This is a genomic window from Aeromonas sp. MR7 (genome assembly GCF_963899385.1).
Taxonomy (GTDB): Bacteria; Pseudomonadota; Gammaproteobacteria; order Enterobacterales; family Aeromonadaceae; genus Aeromonas; species Aeromonas bestiarum.
Window position 1 is genome coordinate 234872 of sequence record NZ_CAWQXH010000049.1, and the last position, 15728, is coordinate 250599.

The 15728-nt window shown below is 57.8% G+C and carries 14 protein-coding genes; 6 read left to right on the forward strand and 8 right to left on the reverse strand.

Translation table 11 applies throughout. The features are described 5' to 3' along the window. The first annotated feature begins 278 nt into the window (after positions 1-278). Positions 279-1868 (forward strand): peptide chain release factor 3, encoded by a 1590-nt coding sequence (prfC, locus tag AACW87_RS18610; protein ID WP_098980750.1) that lies wholly within the window; start codon positions 279-281, stop codon positions 1866-1868. 122 nt (positions 1869-1990) lie between these two features. On the opposite strand, the gene AACW87_RS18615 is transcribed toward prfC, so the two are convergent. Beyond that, positions 1991-2455: a MarR family winged helix-turn-helix transcriptional regulator gene (locus tag AACW87_RS18615; RefSeq protein WP_241325772.1), complete on the reverse strand. Its 465-nt coding sequence runs from the start codon at positions 2453-2455 to the stop codon at positions 1991-1993. A gap of 92 nt (positions 2456-2547) precedes the next feature. On the opposite strand from AACW87_RS18615, the gene AACW87_RS18620 reads away from it, so the two are divergent. After that, complete coding sequence (locus AACW87_RS18620) at positions 2548-3006, forward strand: carboxymuconolactone decarboxylase family protein (RefSeq protein WP_098980748.1); 459 nt, start codon at positions 2548-2550, stop codon at positions 3004-3006. Between the two features lie 55 nt (positions 3007-3061). Here the strand turns inward: AACW87_RS18620 and AACW87_RS18625 are convergent, their stop codons facing one another. Together AACW87_RS18625 and AACW87_RS18630 are read right to left on the reverse strand one after the other, a co-directional pair. Next, entirely contained in the window at positions 3062-4000 is a 939-nt protein-coding gene (locus tag AACW87_RS18625; RefSeq protein ID WP_098980747.1) for a bifunctional helix-turn-helix transcriptional regulator/GNAT family N-acetyltransferase, read from the reverse strand. A gap of 205 nt (positions 4001-4205) precedes the next feature. Continuing rightward, entirely contained in the window at positions 4206-5243 is a 1038-nt protein-coding gene (locus AACW87_RS18630; RefSeq protein WP_241325773.1) for an alkene reductase, read from the reverse strand. 187 nt (positions 5244-5430) lie between these two features. Between AACW87_RS18630 and AACW87_RS18635 the strand changes: the two genes are divergently transcribed. Further along, positions 5431-5997, forward strand: coding sequence for a TetR/AcrR family transcriptional regulator (locus tag AACW87_RS18635; RefSeq protein ID WP_042869217.1), 567 nt, complete (start codon positions 5431-5433; stop codon positions 5995-5997). Positions 5998-6255: 258 nt separating this feature from the next. On the opposite strand, the gene AACW87_RS18640 is transcribed toward AACW87_RS18635, so the two are convergent. Then, the gene (locus AACW87_RS18640) at positions 6256-7209 is read right to left on the reverse strand and encodes a LysR family transcriptional regulator (protein ID WP_241325774.1); all 954 of its coding nucleotides are present in this window, start codon (positions 7207-7209) and stop codon (positions 6256-6258) included. Positions 7210-7412: 203 nt separating this feature from the next. Between AACW87_RS18640 and aguA the strand changes: the two genes are divergently transcribed. Together aguA and AACW87_RS18650 are read left to right on the forward strand one after the other, a co-directional pair. Beyond that, the gene (aguA, locus tag AACW87_RS18645) at positions 7413-8510 is read left to right on the forward strand and encodes an agmatine deiminase (RefSeq protein WP_241325775.1); all 1098 of its coding nucleotides are present in this window, start codon (positions 7413-7415) and stop codon (positions 8508-8510) included. Positions 8511-8647: 137 nt separating this feature from the next. Beyond that, positions 8648-10351 carry an amidase gene (locus AACW87_RS18650; protein ID WP_241325776.1) on the forward strand — a complete coding sequence of 568 codons (1704 nt, stop codon included), beginning with the start codon at positions 8648-8650 and terminating at the stop codon, positions 10349-10351. Positions 10352-10446: 95 nt separating this feature from the next. Here AACW87_RS18650 and AACW87_RS18655 read toward each other — a convergent pair whose 3' ends face one another. From AACW87_RS18655 to AACW87_RS18670, 4 genes are all read right to left on the reverse strand, one after another. Continuing rightward, positions 10447-10908: a CesT family type III secretion system chaperone gene (locus AACW87_RS18655; RefSeq protein WP_241325777.1), complete on the reverse strand. Its 462-nt coding sequence runs from the start codon at positions 10906-10908 to the stop codon at positions 10447-10449. 112 nt (positions 10909-11020) lie between these two features. Then, positions 11021-11902 (reverse strand): hypothetical protein, encoded by an 882-nt coding sequence (locus tag AACW87_RS18660; protein WP_241325778.1) that lies wholly within the window; start codon positions 11900-11902, stop codon positions 11021-11023. Positions 11903-12375: 473 nt separating this feature from the next. Next, positions 12376-13008 (reverse strand): hypothetical protein, encoded by a 633-nt coding sequence (locus AACW87_RS18665; protein WP_241325779.1) that lies wholly within the window; start codon positions 13006-13008, stop codon positions 12376-12378. Positions 13009-13013: 5 nt separating this feature from the next. After that, complete coding sequence (locus AACW87_RS18670; protein WP_241325780.1) at positions 13014-14399, reverse strand: AAA family ATPase; 1386 nt, start codon at positions 14397-14399, stop codon at positions 13014-13016. A 478-nt stretch (positions 14400-14877) separates the two neighbouring features. Here AACW87_RS18670 and cphA point away from each other — a divergent pair, with 478 nt between their 5' ends. Continuing rightward, positions 14878-15642: a CphA family subclass B2 metallo-beta-lactamase gene (gene cphA, locus AACW87_RS18675; protein ID WP_445206860.1), complete on the forward strand. Its 765-nt coding sequence runs from the start codon at positions 14878-14880 to the stop codon at positions 15640-15642. Positions 15643-15728 lie beyond the last annotated feature (86 nt).

Below are 15728 nucleotides of genomic sequence, written 5' to 3' on the forward strand. Positions count from 1 at the left end.
GAACGGCCCTAAGCCGGGCTGGGTATTTTTCACTCGCGCGGGTATAATGTCGCGCAATTTTGCTTTGACTCAGGCGAGAAGACCCATGTAATGCAACCCGCTTCCCCTGTCCCACCCGGTTGGCCTCGGTGCCGGCCCGTGTGGCGTTAGTTGCATGCAGTCCTGTGTATGCCGGCGGACCCGAGGCCGCATACATGCAAATGTGCCGTGAGTCGAATGCGGCATCCCGGATTTATTCCCACGGTGGCCAAGGCCATCGCTCAATAGAAGAACGTTGAATTATGTCAGCTGAATTTCTGAGTGAAGTCTCCAAGAGACGCACTTTTGCGATCATCTCGCACCCGGATGCGGGTAAAACCACCATCACCGAAAAAGTCCTGCTGTTCGGACAGGCCATTCAGCGCGCCGGTACCGTCAAGGGCCGTGGCTCAGGCCAGCATGCCAAATCCGACTGGATGGAGATGGAGAAGCAGCGCGGTATCTCCATCACCACCTCTGTGATGCAGTTCCCCTATGCCAACTGCCTGGTCAACCTGCTCGATACCCCGGGTCACGAGGACTTCTCCGAAGATACCTACCGTACCCTCACCGCGGTCGACTGTTGCCTGATGGTCATCGACGCCGCCAAGGGTGTTGAAGACAGAACCCGCAAGCTGATGGAAGTCACCCGTCTGCGGGACACCCCCATACTCACCTTCATGAACAAGCTGGACCGCGAAGTGCGCGATCCCATGGAAGTGATGGACGAGGTGGAGCGCGAGCTGAAGATCATGTGCGCCCCCATCACCTGGCCCATCGGCTGCGGCAAGTCCTTCAAGGGTGTCTACCACCTCTACAAGGATGAGGTCTATCTGTACCAGACAGGTCAGGGCCACACCATCCAGGAGAAGCGGGTGGTCAAGGGCCTGCACAACCCGGATCTGGACGCCGCCATCGGCGAGGATCTGGCGGCCCAGCTGCGCGGTGAACTGGAGCTGGTGCAGGGCGCCTCTCCCGAGTTCGATCACGAGGCCTTCATCGCCGGCGAGATGACCCCTGTCTTCTTCGGTACCGCGCTCGGCAACTTCGGCGTCGACCACATGCTGGATGGCCTGACCGACTGGGCGCCGGCGCCCATGCCGCGCAAGGCCGAGAGCCGCCTGGTCGAGGCGACCGAGGAGAAATTCTCCGGCTTCGTGTTCAAGATCCAGGCGAACATGGATCCGAAACACCGCGACCGTATCGCCTTCATGCGCGTGGTGTCCGGCACTTACAGCAAGGGCATGAAGATGCGCCATGTGCGCATCGGCAAGGACGTGAACATCTCAGACGCCGTCACCTTCATGGCCGGTGATCGGGAGCAGGCCATCGAGGCCGTCGCGGGCGATATCATAGGTCTGCACAACCACGGCACCATACAGATAGGCGACACCTTCACCCAGGGTGAGGATCTCAAGTTCACCGGCATCCCGAACTTCGCCCCCGAGCTGTTCCGCCGCATCCGCCTGCGCGATCCGCTCAAGCAGAAGCAGCTGCTCAAGGGGCTGGTGCAGCTCTCCGAAGAGGGCGCCGTGCAGGTGTTCCGTCCGCTTATCAGCAACGATCTCATCGTCGGCGCCGTCGGTGTGCTGCAGTTCGATGTTGTGGTTTCGCGTCTGAAGAGCGAGTACAACGTCGAGGCGCTGTACGAGGCGGTCAACGTCTCCACCGCCCGCTGGGTGGAAGGGACCGACGTCAAGAAGTTCGAGGAGTTCAAGCGCAAGAACGAACTGAACCTGGCGCTGGATGGCGGTGACAACCTCACCTACATAGCCCCGACCATGGTCAACCTGCGTCTGTCTCAGGAGCGTCACCCGGACGTTCACTTCCGTCAGACTCGCGAGCACTGATAAGCGCTTGCCAGATAGGCAGACAAGATAAAAAAAGACCCCGCCCAGGCGGGGTCTTTTTTTGCATGGCGATCAAGGATCGGATGGGTGGATGGGCCAGCTGGAGACCGGCCTGGATGGCGTCAGGTCTCGTCCTCCATGCCGCTGGCGAGGCTCGCCAGCCAGCGTTTGACCAGCCGCAGCTCGGTTTCATCGAGGGGGGCCGCCAGCGCCTGCTCCAGCAGGGCGACCCTGGCCTTGGCCTGCGCCAGCAGTTCAGCCCCGGCGGGACTGAGGCTGAGCTGCTGGATGCGGCCATGGACCGCGTGAGGGGTGCGGGCCAGCAGGCCGCTGCGCTCCAGGCTGGTCACCATGGGGCTTATCGTCTGAGGGGTGAGCAGGGTCAGCCGGGCGAGCTCGGCGTTGGAGCTGCCGGGGTAGGCATCCAGCATGGTCAGCAGGGCAAACTGGGGGGCCGTGACGGGCAAGTCCGCCAGTGCCCGTTCCATGCGCAGGCGCTGGGCGGCAGCGGCCTGGCGCAGCAGATAGCCGAGGTGGCCCGCCTCGCCACGCTTGCCTTCGCCGGGGGCGGGAGTCTCTGGTTTCAATCCAGTCTCAACAGGGGGCTTGTCTATCATGTCAGGGGGCTGATATGTTGTTCGTGTCCTGATATTAAGCCATGACGAAGGAGAACACCAGAATGAGCACCCGCATCGATTACCCCCACTTTCGCCAGCTGCTGCCGGCAGCCCACGATGCCCTGATCGCCGCCGGCAAGGCGGTGGACGACGCCGGCCTCGACAAGGAGCTGAGCGAGCTGGTGAAGCTGCGCGCCTCCCAGCTCAACGGCTGCAGCTTCTGCCTGCAATATCATCTCAACATCGCCCGTCGCAGCGGGGTGGGGCAGGCCAGGCTGGATCAGCTGGCTGCCTGGCGCGATGCCACCGTCTTCACTGCATCTGAGCGGGCGGCCCTGGCCTGGACCGAGTGCCTGACCCGTTTGCCCGAGGCCGGGGTGCCCGATGCGCTTTATGGGGAGCTGCGCGAGCACTTCAGCGAAGCCGAGATAGTGCAGCTGTCGGTGACGGTTGCCACCATCAACAGCTGGAACCGGCTCGGGGTGGCGCTGCGCTTCGTGCCGCCCGCCGCTCAGCTTTAAGCAGAAGCAAAGGGCGGCACCAGTGCCGCCCTTTTCTCATCCTTGACCCCATGCCTCAGGCGAGCGTCTGGCCATCGCTGGTGCCAAGCGCCAGCACCATGCAGATCTCGCAGGCATCGTGGCCGGTGCAGCCGAGCGGCCCCGGCAGGTGCTCGAAACCCAGCGACGCGTAGAGCGTGGTCGCCTCGCGCAACACCTCGGTGGTTTCCAGATAGCAGCGCTGGTAACCCAGGATTCTCGCCTCGTCCAGCGCCTGCAACACGAGTCGCCGCCCCAGTCCCAGCCCGCGCAGGGAGGGCATGAAGTACATCTTCTGCAGCTCGCAGACCCGATCCTCTTCCCCTGCCAGCGGCGCTATGCCGCCGCCGCCGAGGATGGTGCCATCGGGCCCCTCGATCACCCAGTAGCGGCTCTTCTCCCCTTGGTAGGTCTCGTGCAGCCGATCCAGGTTGGGGTCGGCCACGCCATAGCCCTTGTCGGCGGTGAGGCCGTATTCGGCGGAGACGGCGCGCACCACGGCAGCGATATGGGGGTTGTCGGCGGCTGTGATGGGACGGATGCGGTAGCCCTGCTGACGGCGGGCGCGGGAGAGGGCGCTGCGGTAGAGACGCAGGCCGGCCCACAGTTGCTCGCGCTCGCTCAGTGTGAGCTGGGCCAGGGTCTCTTCCATGGCGTTGTCCATCTCCTGATGCAGATCCAGCAACTGGGCCTGGCCGGCGATGGTGAGGCGCGCCTCCTTGCTGCGGCCATCGGACGGATGGGGGTGCCAGCTGATGAGTTCGCGTTCGGCGAGCCGCGCCAGCGGACGGCTGGCGTTGGATTTGTCGATGCGCAGCCGCTCTGCCAGCTGCTGGTTGGTGGCGGGGCCGTTCTCCAGCTCGATCAGCAGATGGGCTTCTAGCGGGGTGAGCGCGAGTTCGCCGCACTGCTGGGAGAGCATGCCGAGTTCGCGAACCAGATCGCGCGACAGGGCGCGCAGGGGACGGGGATCCATATCAGGGCTTCCTATTTGGTTGTCGTCAACAACCAATATAGTCAACAAGTTGTCACTAGCAACCTTTTTATGGGGCTTGAATGGTGGAGCATGAGGCGGGCAAGGAGAGGACGGACATAAAAAAGGGCCCGTAAGGGGCCCAAACATTGGAAACCCGCGCCCGGAGGCGCGGATCCCATCCTTGGTCGGTCATGAACCGGCGCGCTTACACCAGCTCTGCCAGCATGGCGTCGGCATAGGGAACCAGCGTCTCGCCCTTCTGCACCCTGGCGATGTAGTCCGGGTTGGCGATCAGCGGGCGGCCGATGGCGACGAGGTCGAAGCGGTTGGCCTTGATGGCATCCAGGGCCGTGTCGGCGCTGTAGTTGCCCACCCCCACCAGATGACCGTCGTAATGGGCGCGCAGGTAGTCGGAGGCGCGGCCATCCAGATAGTCGAAGGTGAGGCTGTCATCGAAGATGCCCAGATGCACATAGGCCAGGGCGCGTCGGTTCAGTTCGCTCAGCAGATGGTCGAACACGGCGCGATCCCGCTGGTCACCCTCAAGGTGCACATAGGCACCGGGGGAGAGGCGCAGGCCAACCCGCTCGGATCCGATGCGGGCGTTGACCGCATCCACCACTTCCAGTGCGAAGCGGCTCATGTTCTGCGGGCTGCCACCGTACTGATCGCTGCGCAGGTTGCTCGAATGGTGCAGGAACTGATCGATGAGGTAGCCGTTGGCGCCGTGGATCTCCACCCCGTCGAAGCCTGCCTCGATGGCGTTGGCGGCGGCCTGGGCGTAATCCTCGGCCAGCTGGGCGATTTCGCTCTCGGTCAGGGCGCGCGGCACCTGATAGACCAGCTCGCGCATGCGCGGTACCGTGCCTTCATGGGCGACGGCAGACGGTGCCAGCACCTCGCCATGGTGGAAGAAGGGGTGGGAGAGGCGACCCACGTGCCACAGCTGGGCGAAGATCTTGCCGCCATTGGCGTGTACGGCGCTGGTGACGTTTTTCCAGCCTGCGATCTGCTCCGGGCTGTAGATCCCCGGGGTGTTGGGATAGCCCTGGCCGTCCGGACGAATGATGGTGGCTTCGGAGATGATGAGGCCGATGTCGGCACGACGGGCGTAATAGGCGGCCATCTGCTCGGTGGGCACCAGGCCCGGGCCGGCCATGCAACGGGTAAGCGGTGCCATCATGAAACGATTCGCGAGGGTGAGGGTGTCGTTGAGGCGATAGGGCTGAAACAGGGTATTCATGATCGTCTGTCCTGAGGGAGTGATTCTTGAACGTGCATTCAAGACGTTTTTTGTTTTGTGTGCAAGTCTTTTTTGAACGAGCATTCAACATGGGTTGGTCTTGCCTGCCTGCTGGGGTAAACTTGCCGCCCTTTTTGTTCCCCCTCATCGGCTCTGCGCCGGTGATCGCTTTTTCAACGGAGAAACCATGCGCAGCGCCGAGTTCAACCGGGACGACGTCTTGCGAAATGCCATGGAGGCATTTCGGGCCAAGGGTTACGCCAAGACCACCATGCAGGAGCTGGTGGCGGCGACCGGGTTGCATCCGGGCAGCCTCTACGCGGCGTTTGGCAACAAACGCGGCCTGCTGCTGGCGGCGGTCGATCACTATGTGCAGGAGAAAAGCGCGTTGCGCCGTGGCTTCTTTGCCGGCCAGAGCCCGTTGGCGGGGGTGCAGGCCTACCTCAGCCAGATAGTGAACGATGCCCTGTGCGGCACCTGTCTGGTGACGCGCACCCTGATGGAGCTGGCGGAGCAGGACGAAGAGCTGCATCTGCGGCTCAAGGCCATCTATGCCGAGCTGGACGCCGATCTGGCGCAGATCCTGAGTCTCGCCCAGCAGCGCGGCGAGCTGATGGCCGACCGCGACATCCCGACCCTGACCGCCTTCCTGCTCATCAATATCCAGGGTCTGGTCACCTTCGCCCAGTGCCGCCCCGACCATGCCCTGCTCGATGGCGTCGTCACCCAGCTGATGACGGCCCTGCGGGCATGATGACAGGCAGAGAAACAACAGTGGCTCCCGCGGGAGCCACTGTTGTTTCTGGGGATGCTGATCGCAGCGGGCTTACCTCGGGCTAACCAGCTCCTTCATCAGCTCTTTTAACCATACCAGTGCGGGTTGTTACGCATGGTACGTGAGATGCCAGACGCAGCGGGATTACTTCAGGCCAACCAGTTCCTTCATCAGCCCTTTTAACCACACCAAGGCCGGTTGTTGCGCATGGTACGTGAGATGCCAGACGTAGCGGGCTTACCTCGGGCCAACCAGCTCCTTCATCAGATCCTTGAGCCATACCAGTGCCGGTTGCTGCGCATGCACCGGGTGCCAGACGCAGTTGAGGTGATAGTCGGGCACGTCCGCAGGCAGCGGCAGGCTCTTGAGCGGCCAGTGGCTGGCGAGCAGCTCGGCCACCATGCTGGGCAGCACCAGCAGGTGGTCGCTCTGGCTGACGATGGCGGCGGCGGACATATAGCTCTGGCTGTTGACCGAGATGGTGCGGCTGTGGCCCAGCGTCTTCAGATAGCGATCCAGGCTCGCCTCCGAGGTGCCGAGCGGCGAGTGGAACACGTGGGGCATGGCGATAAGCTGCTCAAGCGTGATGCGCTCCTGCCATTGGGAGGGATCGCTCTCGGCCCCGGCGGTCGCCGATTTGGCAATCGGCAGATCGGCGCGCACCAGCCCGGCCAGCGGCTCGGTGAGCCAGGTCTCCTTGCCCAGATACCCAGGCACCTGCATGTACTCGTCAAAGCCCAGCACCAGATCGATCTCGCCGCTTGCCAGCTCCGCCTCCGGCAGGGTGTCGCGCAATATGCGGATCTCTATGGTGACCCCGGGCGCCAGCCGTCTGAGTCGCTGAATGAGCGGCGGGATCAGCACGCACTCCACGTAATCCGTGGTGCAGAGCACGAAGCGGCGCTTCGACTGGCTCGGCTCGAATACCTCCTCGTCGGAGAGCTGTTGCTCCAGCAGCCGCAGCGCCTGCTGTACGCCAAGATGCAGCCGCTGGGCGCGCGGGGTGGGCAGCATCCCCTGCGGGGTGCGCACCAGCAGCGGATCGCCAAAGAAGGTGCGCAACCGACCGAGGGCGTGGCTCATGGCGGGCTGGCTGATAAAGAGCGTCTCGGCGGCGCGGGTGACGCTGCCCTGCGTCATCAGGGCGTCAAAGGCGAGCAGCAGATTGAGGTCGAGCTGGTGCAGTTTCATGGTGGGATCATTTGCCATGCTTATGGGACAATCCATCCTATTCATTTGATGGATGGGTGCGCAACTTCTTACACTGCGGGCCACGCTTATTTTTTTCAGGGGGCGCCCGTCCGGCACGCTGTCGGGGCGGGGGCCCGCCCGTTTCCCCCATTACCGGCCCCGTGAGGCGTGCATCGCCATCACAGGCCCGCAAGGATATTGCGATGAGCATCAAGACGATCAACTCCACCCCAGTCGCCGACGGCTTCACCATGCCCGCCGAGTGGGCGCATCAGCAGGCCGTCTGGATGATCTGGCCGTTCCGTCCGGACAACTGGCGTGAGGCCGGTCGTTTCGCTCAACAGACTTTTGCCAAGGTGGCCGATGCCATAGGCCAGGCCACTCCTGTCTTTATGGGGGTGCCAGCCGAGTTTATGGAGCAGGCCCGCGCCATCATGCCCGCCCACGTTACCCTGGTAGAAATGGCCAGCGATGACTGCTGGGCTCGCGACACAGGTCCGACCGTGGTCACCAACGCAGCCGGCGAGTGCCGTGGGGTGGACTGGGGCTTCAACGCCTGGGGCGGCCACAAGGGCGGTCTCTACTACCCCTGGGATCAGGATGAAAAAGTGGCGGCCCAGATGCTGGCCCAGCACGGCATGGATCGTTACGCTGCGCCGCTCATTCTGGAAGGGGGCTCCATCCACGTTGATGGCGAAGGCACCTGCATGACCACAGCCGAGTGCCTGCTCAACGAAAACCGCAACCCGCACCTGAGCAAGGAGCAGATCGAAGCTTATCTGCGTGACTATCTGGGCGTGCAGAGCTTTATCTGGCTGGGCGAGGGTGTCTACATGGACGAGACCGACGGCCACATCGACAACATCTGCTGCTTCGTGCGTCCGGGTGAAGTGGCCCTGCACTGGACCGACGATCAAAACGATCCCCAGTACACCCGCTCCCTGGCCGCCCTCAAGGTGCTGGAAGCGGCGGTGGACGCCAAGGGTCGCAAGCTGAAAGTGTGGAAGCTGCCCCAGCCGGGCCCGCTGTTCTGCACCGAGGAAGAGTCTGCCGGTGTCGAGAGCGGTACCGGTGTGCCGCGCGAGGCAGAAGGTCGTCTGGCCGGCTCCTATGTGAACTTCCTTATCACCAACGATCGCATCGTCTATCCGCTGCTGGATGCCGCCACCGATGGCGAAGCCCAGCGCATTCTGGAAGAGATCTTCCCGGAGCACACAGTCGTTGGCGTACCGGCCCGCGAGATCCTGCTGGGCGGTGGCAATATCCACTGCATTACCCAGCAGATCCCCTCCGGCAAGTAAGAACCGGTTCCAAGCCAGCCGAGGTTGGTATTCAAAACCCCACGCTGGTGGGGTTTTATCTCTTGATGATGTGATGGTCGCAGGCGCTGATGCGGCGATCATCATCACAAACAGTCACCCTTTTACAGGAGATCCCCATGATCGAAGTGACAGAGGTTTCCATTGCCGAGCTGCGCAGTGCGCTCGAATCAGGCCGCACCACTGCGGTCGAACTGGTCAAGGCCTATCTGGCCCGTATCAAAGCCTACAACGGCCCCGAGACACAAACCCGCCTCAACGCCGTGGTGGTGCCCAACCCCGATGCCCTGAAAGAGGCGCAAGCCTCCGATGCCCGCCGTGCCCGTGGTGAAACCCTGGGCCCGCTCGACGGCATCCCCTACACCGCCAAGGACAGCTACCTGGTCAAGGGGCTGACCGCCGCCTCCGGCAGCCCGGCCTTCAAGGATCTGGTGGCCCAGCGCGATGCCTTTACCGTCGAGCGCCTGCGCGCCGCCGGTGCCATCTGCCTCGGCAAAACCAATATGCCCCCCATGGCCAATGGCGGCATGCAGCGCGGCGTCTATGGCCGTGCCGAGAGCCCCTATAACGCTGAGTATCTCACCGCGCCCTTTGCCTCCGGCTCCTCCAACGGTGCCGGCACCGCCACCGCCGCCAGCTTCGCCGCCTTCGGTCTGGCGGAAGAGACCTGGTCGAGCGGCCGTGGCCCGGCCTCCAACAACGGCCTCTGTGCCTATACCCCGTCCCGTGGCGTCATCTCGGTGCGCGGCAACTGGCCGCTGACCCCGACGATGGATGTTGTGGTGCCCTACGCCCGCACCATGAGCGATCTGTTGGAAGTGCTGGATGTGGTGGTGGCTGACGATAGCGAAACCCGTGGCGATCTCTGGCGCCTGCAGCCCTGGGTCAAGATCCCCAAGGCCTCCGAGGTGCGTCCGGCTTCCTATCTGGAGCTGGCTGCCGGTGCCTCTGCCCTCAAGGGCAAGCGCCTCGGCGTGCCGCGCATGTTTATCAACAAGGATGAACTGGCCGGCACCAGCGAGCACCCCGGCATCGGCGGCCCGACCGGCCAGCGCATCCATACCCGCCCGTCGGTGATTGCCCTCTGGGAACAGGCCCGTCAGGCCCTGGAAGCCGCTGGCGCGATCGTTGTCGAAGTGGACTTCCCGCTGGTCTCCAACTGCGAAGGGGACAGACCCGGCGCGCCGACCGTGTTCAACCGCGGCATCGTGTCACCAGAGTTCCTCAACGACGAGCTGTGGGAGCTCTCCGGCTGGGCGTTCGATGACTTCCTGCGTGCCAACGGCGATCCCAAGCTCAATAAGCTTGAGGACGTCGACGGGCCCCAGATCTTCCCCCACGATCCGGGCACCCTGCCGAACCGCGAGGGGGATCTGGCGGCGGGCATGGACGAGTACGTCAATATGGCCAAGCGCGGCCTGAAATCCTGGGACGAGATCCCCACAGTGCCGGACGGCCTGCGCGGCCTGGAGCAGACCCGCAAGCTGGATCTCGAGGACTGGATGGACGAGCTCAAGCTCGATGCCGTGCTGTTCCCGACCGTTGCCGACGTCGGCCCGGCTGACGCGGACGTGAATCCGGCCTCCGCCGATATCGCCTGGAGCAACGGCATCTGGGTCGCCAACGGCAACCTCGCCATCCGCCATCTCGGCGTGCCGACCGTCACTGTCCCCATGGGCGTCATGGCCGATATCGGCATGCCGGTGGGCCTGACCTTCGCCGGTCGTGCCTATGACGACAACAAGCTGCTGCGCTTTGCCTCCGCCTTCGAGTCCACTGGCAGCAAGCGCAAGGTGCCGCCGCGCACGCCGCCGCTGGCCTGATTGCTGTAGTGCCCTGCCCGCGAGGTATCAGGGACAAAGAGAGAGGGAGGCATCATGCCTCCCTCTTTTTTTCGTCCATTTTCTGGCTTTGGCCATCACACCCGGATGTTCTGGCCCGCGCCCATCTCGCTCTTTGTCACATGCGGGGTCTGCCCCTCTTGGGACAAGCTGGCCTCCCACTCATGGGCCTTCTCCAGCAGATCGGCGAGGCTCTCCCTGATCTGATGCGGACGATAGCTCCCCAGTGCGATCTGGGAGAAAAACGATACCCGCTCGGTGCCGGGATAGATGCCGACCCCGTAGTCATGGCGCAAGGGGGCGAGGGCATGCTCGCCAAAACGCAGGAACAACTCGCGGGGCAGATGCTCGGGAAGATCGCTCGCCGTGGTCACCGAGAGTACCAGCGCCATCTCGTCGGGTTGAGCCACGATATTGACAACAAAGGGGGCGGTCGCCTCCTCTTCTGTTCGCTGGATTTCGAACGTGCAGACGCCGTTTTCATCGAAGGCGAGCGGCTCGACCGACAGCTCGGCCACGATTTTTTGATAGATATCCAACACAACACTCCACTCCGGTTGCCCGGTCGTCTTCGAAGGGGCAGGGCAAGATCACAAAGAGACGGCCCCGCCACCGAGCGGGCAGGGCCGTCATCCATATTCACGGCAAGGGTTACACCTTGATATTGAGTGCTCGGCCCTCTTCCAGCTCGAATATCCGGACATCGCTTACCGGGTTGTCGTTAAAGCGCACATTTTTCTTCATCTTAGCGGAGAGGTTCTCCCCATCCGATGAGCCAGTGTTTTCTTCGATTAGCGGTGAGGTCTCGTTGGCGCGGGTGTTTACCTCGGTCAGGGCTTCCAGCTCGGCGGTAGTTTTTTGCTCAAATAGCTGGCCAAAGCTGCGATTGAACTCGGCATTGACCTTGGTGTTGAACACCTCCGACTCCTGGCTCTGTACCTTTAATGCCTCTTGCAATGCCATGGGATCGTCGCTCAGCGAGGCGAACAGAGTATTGGTCTGCTCGATGGCTCGGGAACTCAGCAGGCCGAAGATGGTGTCTCTCCCGTTGATAAAACTGGAGAAGTGCTCCATGGCAAACGCCTGGGAGGAATCACTCATGGCCTCAAGACCCAGTCGATTCTTGTTGGCGTCGGTAACATCCGCTAGGGTCGCCGTTTTGGGATCGCTGCCCGGCTTCAGATATTGGGCATCGTTTTTGAACTCGCTGATGGGCTGGTTAAAGGCTTGCTGCACAATCTTCTTGATCTGGCCAAGTTCGGTCAGCTGCCGCTGCACCTCGGACTGAATTTGAGTGGCCCGGGTGGTGAGCGCACTCTCCCCCTTGGTGGCGGCTCTGCTAAAGAAGTCGAGCACCGCATTTTTGATGCGGCCCAGCGTGCTTAAATGGGCTAGGTCCCGCTGTACGGAGATATCCCCACTCTTGCCGATATGAATGGTGTACTCCTTGCCTTCACCCAGATGAAGGGCAAGCTTCTGATTGCTGCCGGGATTGACGTTGGCGAGCTGCAGGCTGTCGATAGCCTTTAACATAACCGGGGTAGCTCCATGAATAGCCATGACGTTTGTTCCTTATCTCACTACAAGCGATACATCTGGCCTGCATCATACCTGTCAGTGAAAACGGCGTTTATTAGCCATGGTTGCACTATTTTAGTTTGGGGTTGGTCTGCGCTGGCGTGTGTGAGAGGGCAACAGCCAGTGGTGTTGCTTCGGATTTGAGTCCATCGCAGCAAGCGTATGGTGCTGCCGCAGACGTAGCCGTGATCACCGGCTGGAGTGAGATATGTCAGATTAACCTAATATGATGATAAAAATATAAAAACCTATAAATGAGGTGGTTGTTTATTTTCGGAAACGCTTGTGTAGATACAAATTTGTATAGTTAGTTGAGAATGTTATGAGCTCTTATCCTAAAAAAGTAAGCATAGTAGAAATTATACGTATATACGTAGTATCGCTATCATGCTATATGCCCCTTTTGGGAGGGGCATATATATTTTTATTTACAATAATGCTTCAAGGAAATGACGCCAAGGTATACTGCATGAACCTGCAGATGTTACTGTAAGTGGTATTGAAATAACGCCATCATCTGCAGTTTTCATTGTTTTTTTTACAATGTTGTCGACCCCTACGGGGTATTGAGCGATAGCTGGACCTGGTAGGAAAACGATTTTATAGAATGTTGTTGTTATTTCATCAGGACGAAAATTTTCAAGATGAAAAAGGCCATGTGTTTTTGCTATTTCGATAATATATGATGCAAATTTTCTACTGAACTCGAATTGTGCAGGGCAACGTCCAGTAGTACCTAGAGCACTTGATTTTAATTCGCAAAGTATGACGTTCAATCTATTCTCATTTGCATGAAATATGATGTAGTCACACTTCCTTGTGATATCTGCACAGTCGGGGTTTATAAAATGTGAAAACTGTTTTAATAGTTCTGATGTATGATCACTAGAAACAACGATAGCATTTTTTAACTCACCACCACCAATTGTATGGAAATTAGTAAGATTGAAAATAATCTTTTTTAATTTTGCATCATCGCTAGCTTCAATAAAAAGTATTTGTTTATCCTGATGCCTTACTTTTACATTAGGATTGATTACGTTTCTAATTGTTTCTATCATGAGTATTATGAACCTTCATAAATAGCCATGCTGATTTCATTTGCAATATCAATGCTTTTTATAATTTCATCATTAAACAAAGTAAGATCGATACCAAGCTCGGATATTGTCATGGCTTTTGTTTTTCTTGGTCCAGACTCTATGACTACAGTCGAAACACTTTCTGGACGCAAGATGGAAACATCCTTAATATTCGCTTTTTTTAACAATTCAGATTTTGATTTACGATCTATTTTGGGGCTTGAAAGCATAACCAAGTTATTGATTTCTCTAACAAAATGATCGCTATGAGTTGTCACGACAACTCTTACACCATTATTTGATAATGCCGCTAATAAGTGCGCCATTTTTTTCTGATTATCTAAATGCAGGTTCATTTCTGGTTCATCAATAATCAGAAGGCCATTCATTGTCTGTAGTTTAGTGACAAAATGGTCTAATAGCAGCATTGATTTTGCTGCGCCAGAAGATGACTTTAATGAAACGACAACATTGTCACGGTTTTCTGGTATGAATTTGATGGTTTTTTCTTCGCTCTTATATTTTCCACCAATTAAATCACGCATTATTTTGACAGTGTCAAGGTTCTTTTTATTACCATTTGATATTCTAAAGAAATTCCGTTCATGAGATAAGGAACGAATAGTTGCGATGTTATCTTCGATCGGTTTAATATATATGTTTTTAGGGGCTGATTGGTCTTTATTTTTATAACCAAAATCGATTATGCTTTTTCGTAAAGAACTATCAAGATCATTGTAAAATAATGATATTCCTGTGCGTTCAGACGTTATTGCAAATTGAGCGTGTGATAACAGCCTCCTGCAAATGAAATAACTCAGTACATTTGATATGTCATCTATTATTTTCTTATTGCTTGTTGATGGTGCACTTTCATCGCGAGTTATATCAATTCTAAATAAGTTTTCATCAGCTGGTTTTTCGATGGAAACATTAATTTCACTAATGAATGCGTTTATCCCCCCCTTGCCTTTAGATACTCTATCTAAAAAATCATTATCTATTTCAACATCTATTTCAGGTAAAGGAGTAGAGTTTAGCTCTAAGCTATTTGCAAGAAAAACAGCAGTCTCAGTAGACTTCAATTCATTTATTATTTTGTTGGTGTTGATCTTTATGTCATCAATGTTTAGCGTGAATGTGAATTTAGAGAAATCGTCAGTATAGTTGTTTTTTATCCACGCTTCTAATTCTGGATATTTAATAGATGAACGAAATGAATCAAAGAAAATACTTGTCAATAAATAGTGAGTGTAACTTAAGTAGGTTTTACCTACGCTATTTTTACCGCATATTATAGTTAAGTTGCCGAATAAAATATCTGCTTCTTTAATTGGTCCTAAGTTTTTAATTATTAGGCGTTTAATCATTTTATCATCTCATTTCTATAGATAGATATGGCCTAATGTTTATACATTATTTTTTGATAAAAATCACTAAGATAAACAAGCCACTCTGGGCTATACGCTCGAATAGCTAAGCGTATTCGGACGTTCGCGAATAGATTGTGGCCGAGAAGCCGCTGATATCCGGAGTTTCCTGCCGGTCTTGCCATAACTTGGTGCGTGGCGCTAAACGGACGATTACGCTGCGCTAATCGTCCCTACAGCAAGGCGCTGATTGCATGTTTTGACCATTTTCCTCCCTCAACTTCCCGCACCGTCAACCGCCATCTTTGCCGTGGTTCGCTGCCGATATCTCCTGATTTTTCCTGACGTCCCCCGACTTCACCTTCTCTTCACACAAGCCCATTTTCCCTTCACAAATCCCCCGTATCTTCTGCCCACTGCGCAAAGGGCCCGGCTTGTCACAGGGGTGGCGAGGGGGCGGTTGGATCTAGGGAGCAAGATGATGAAAGGTTGGATAAAGTGCGGGCTGGCCGGTGCCCTGGTGCTGGTGGCGAGTTTCTGGGGCGGTAGCGTGCATGCGGCCGCGATCTCCCTCACTCAGGTGAGTGGCCCCGTGTATGTGGTTGAAGACAACTACTATGTACAGGAAAACTCCATGGTCTATTTCGGGGCCAAAGGGGTGACGGTAGTGGGGGCGACCTGGACGCCGGATACCGCCCGCGAGCTGCACAAACTGATCAAGCGGGTCAGCAGCAAGCCTGTGCTGGAGGTGATCAACACCAACTACCATACCGACAGGGCGGGTGGTAACGCCTACTGGAAGTCCATCGGCGCCAGGGTGGTATCGACCCGCCAGACCCGGGATCTGATGAAGAGCGACTGGACCGAGATTGTTGCCTTTACCCGCAAGGGGCTGCCTGAGTACCCGGACTTGCCGCTGGTGCTGCCAAACGTGGTGCACGATGGCTACTTCACCCTGCAAGAGGGCAAGGTGCGCGCCTTCTACGCGGGCCCGGCCCACACCCCGGACGGCATCTTTGTCTACTTCCCCGACGAGCAGGTGCTCTATGGCAACTGCATCCTCAAGGAGAAGCTGGGCAACCTGAGCTTTGCCGATGTGAAGGCCTATCCGCAGACGCTGGCGCGACTCAAGGCGATGAAGCTGCCGATCAAGGTTGTGGTAGGCGGCCATGACTCGCCGCTGCACGGCCCAGAGCTTATCGATCACTACGAGGCGCTGATCAAGGCCGCTCCGCAGGCATAGAGAACCAGGCCGCAGGGGTAACAAGAGGTGCCGCCCCCGTGAAAGGTGCTGACCAGAGAAAACGCCCGAACGGGCGTTTTCCTGTT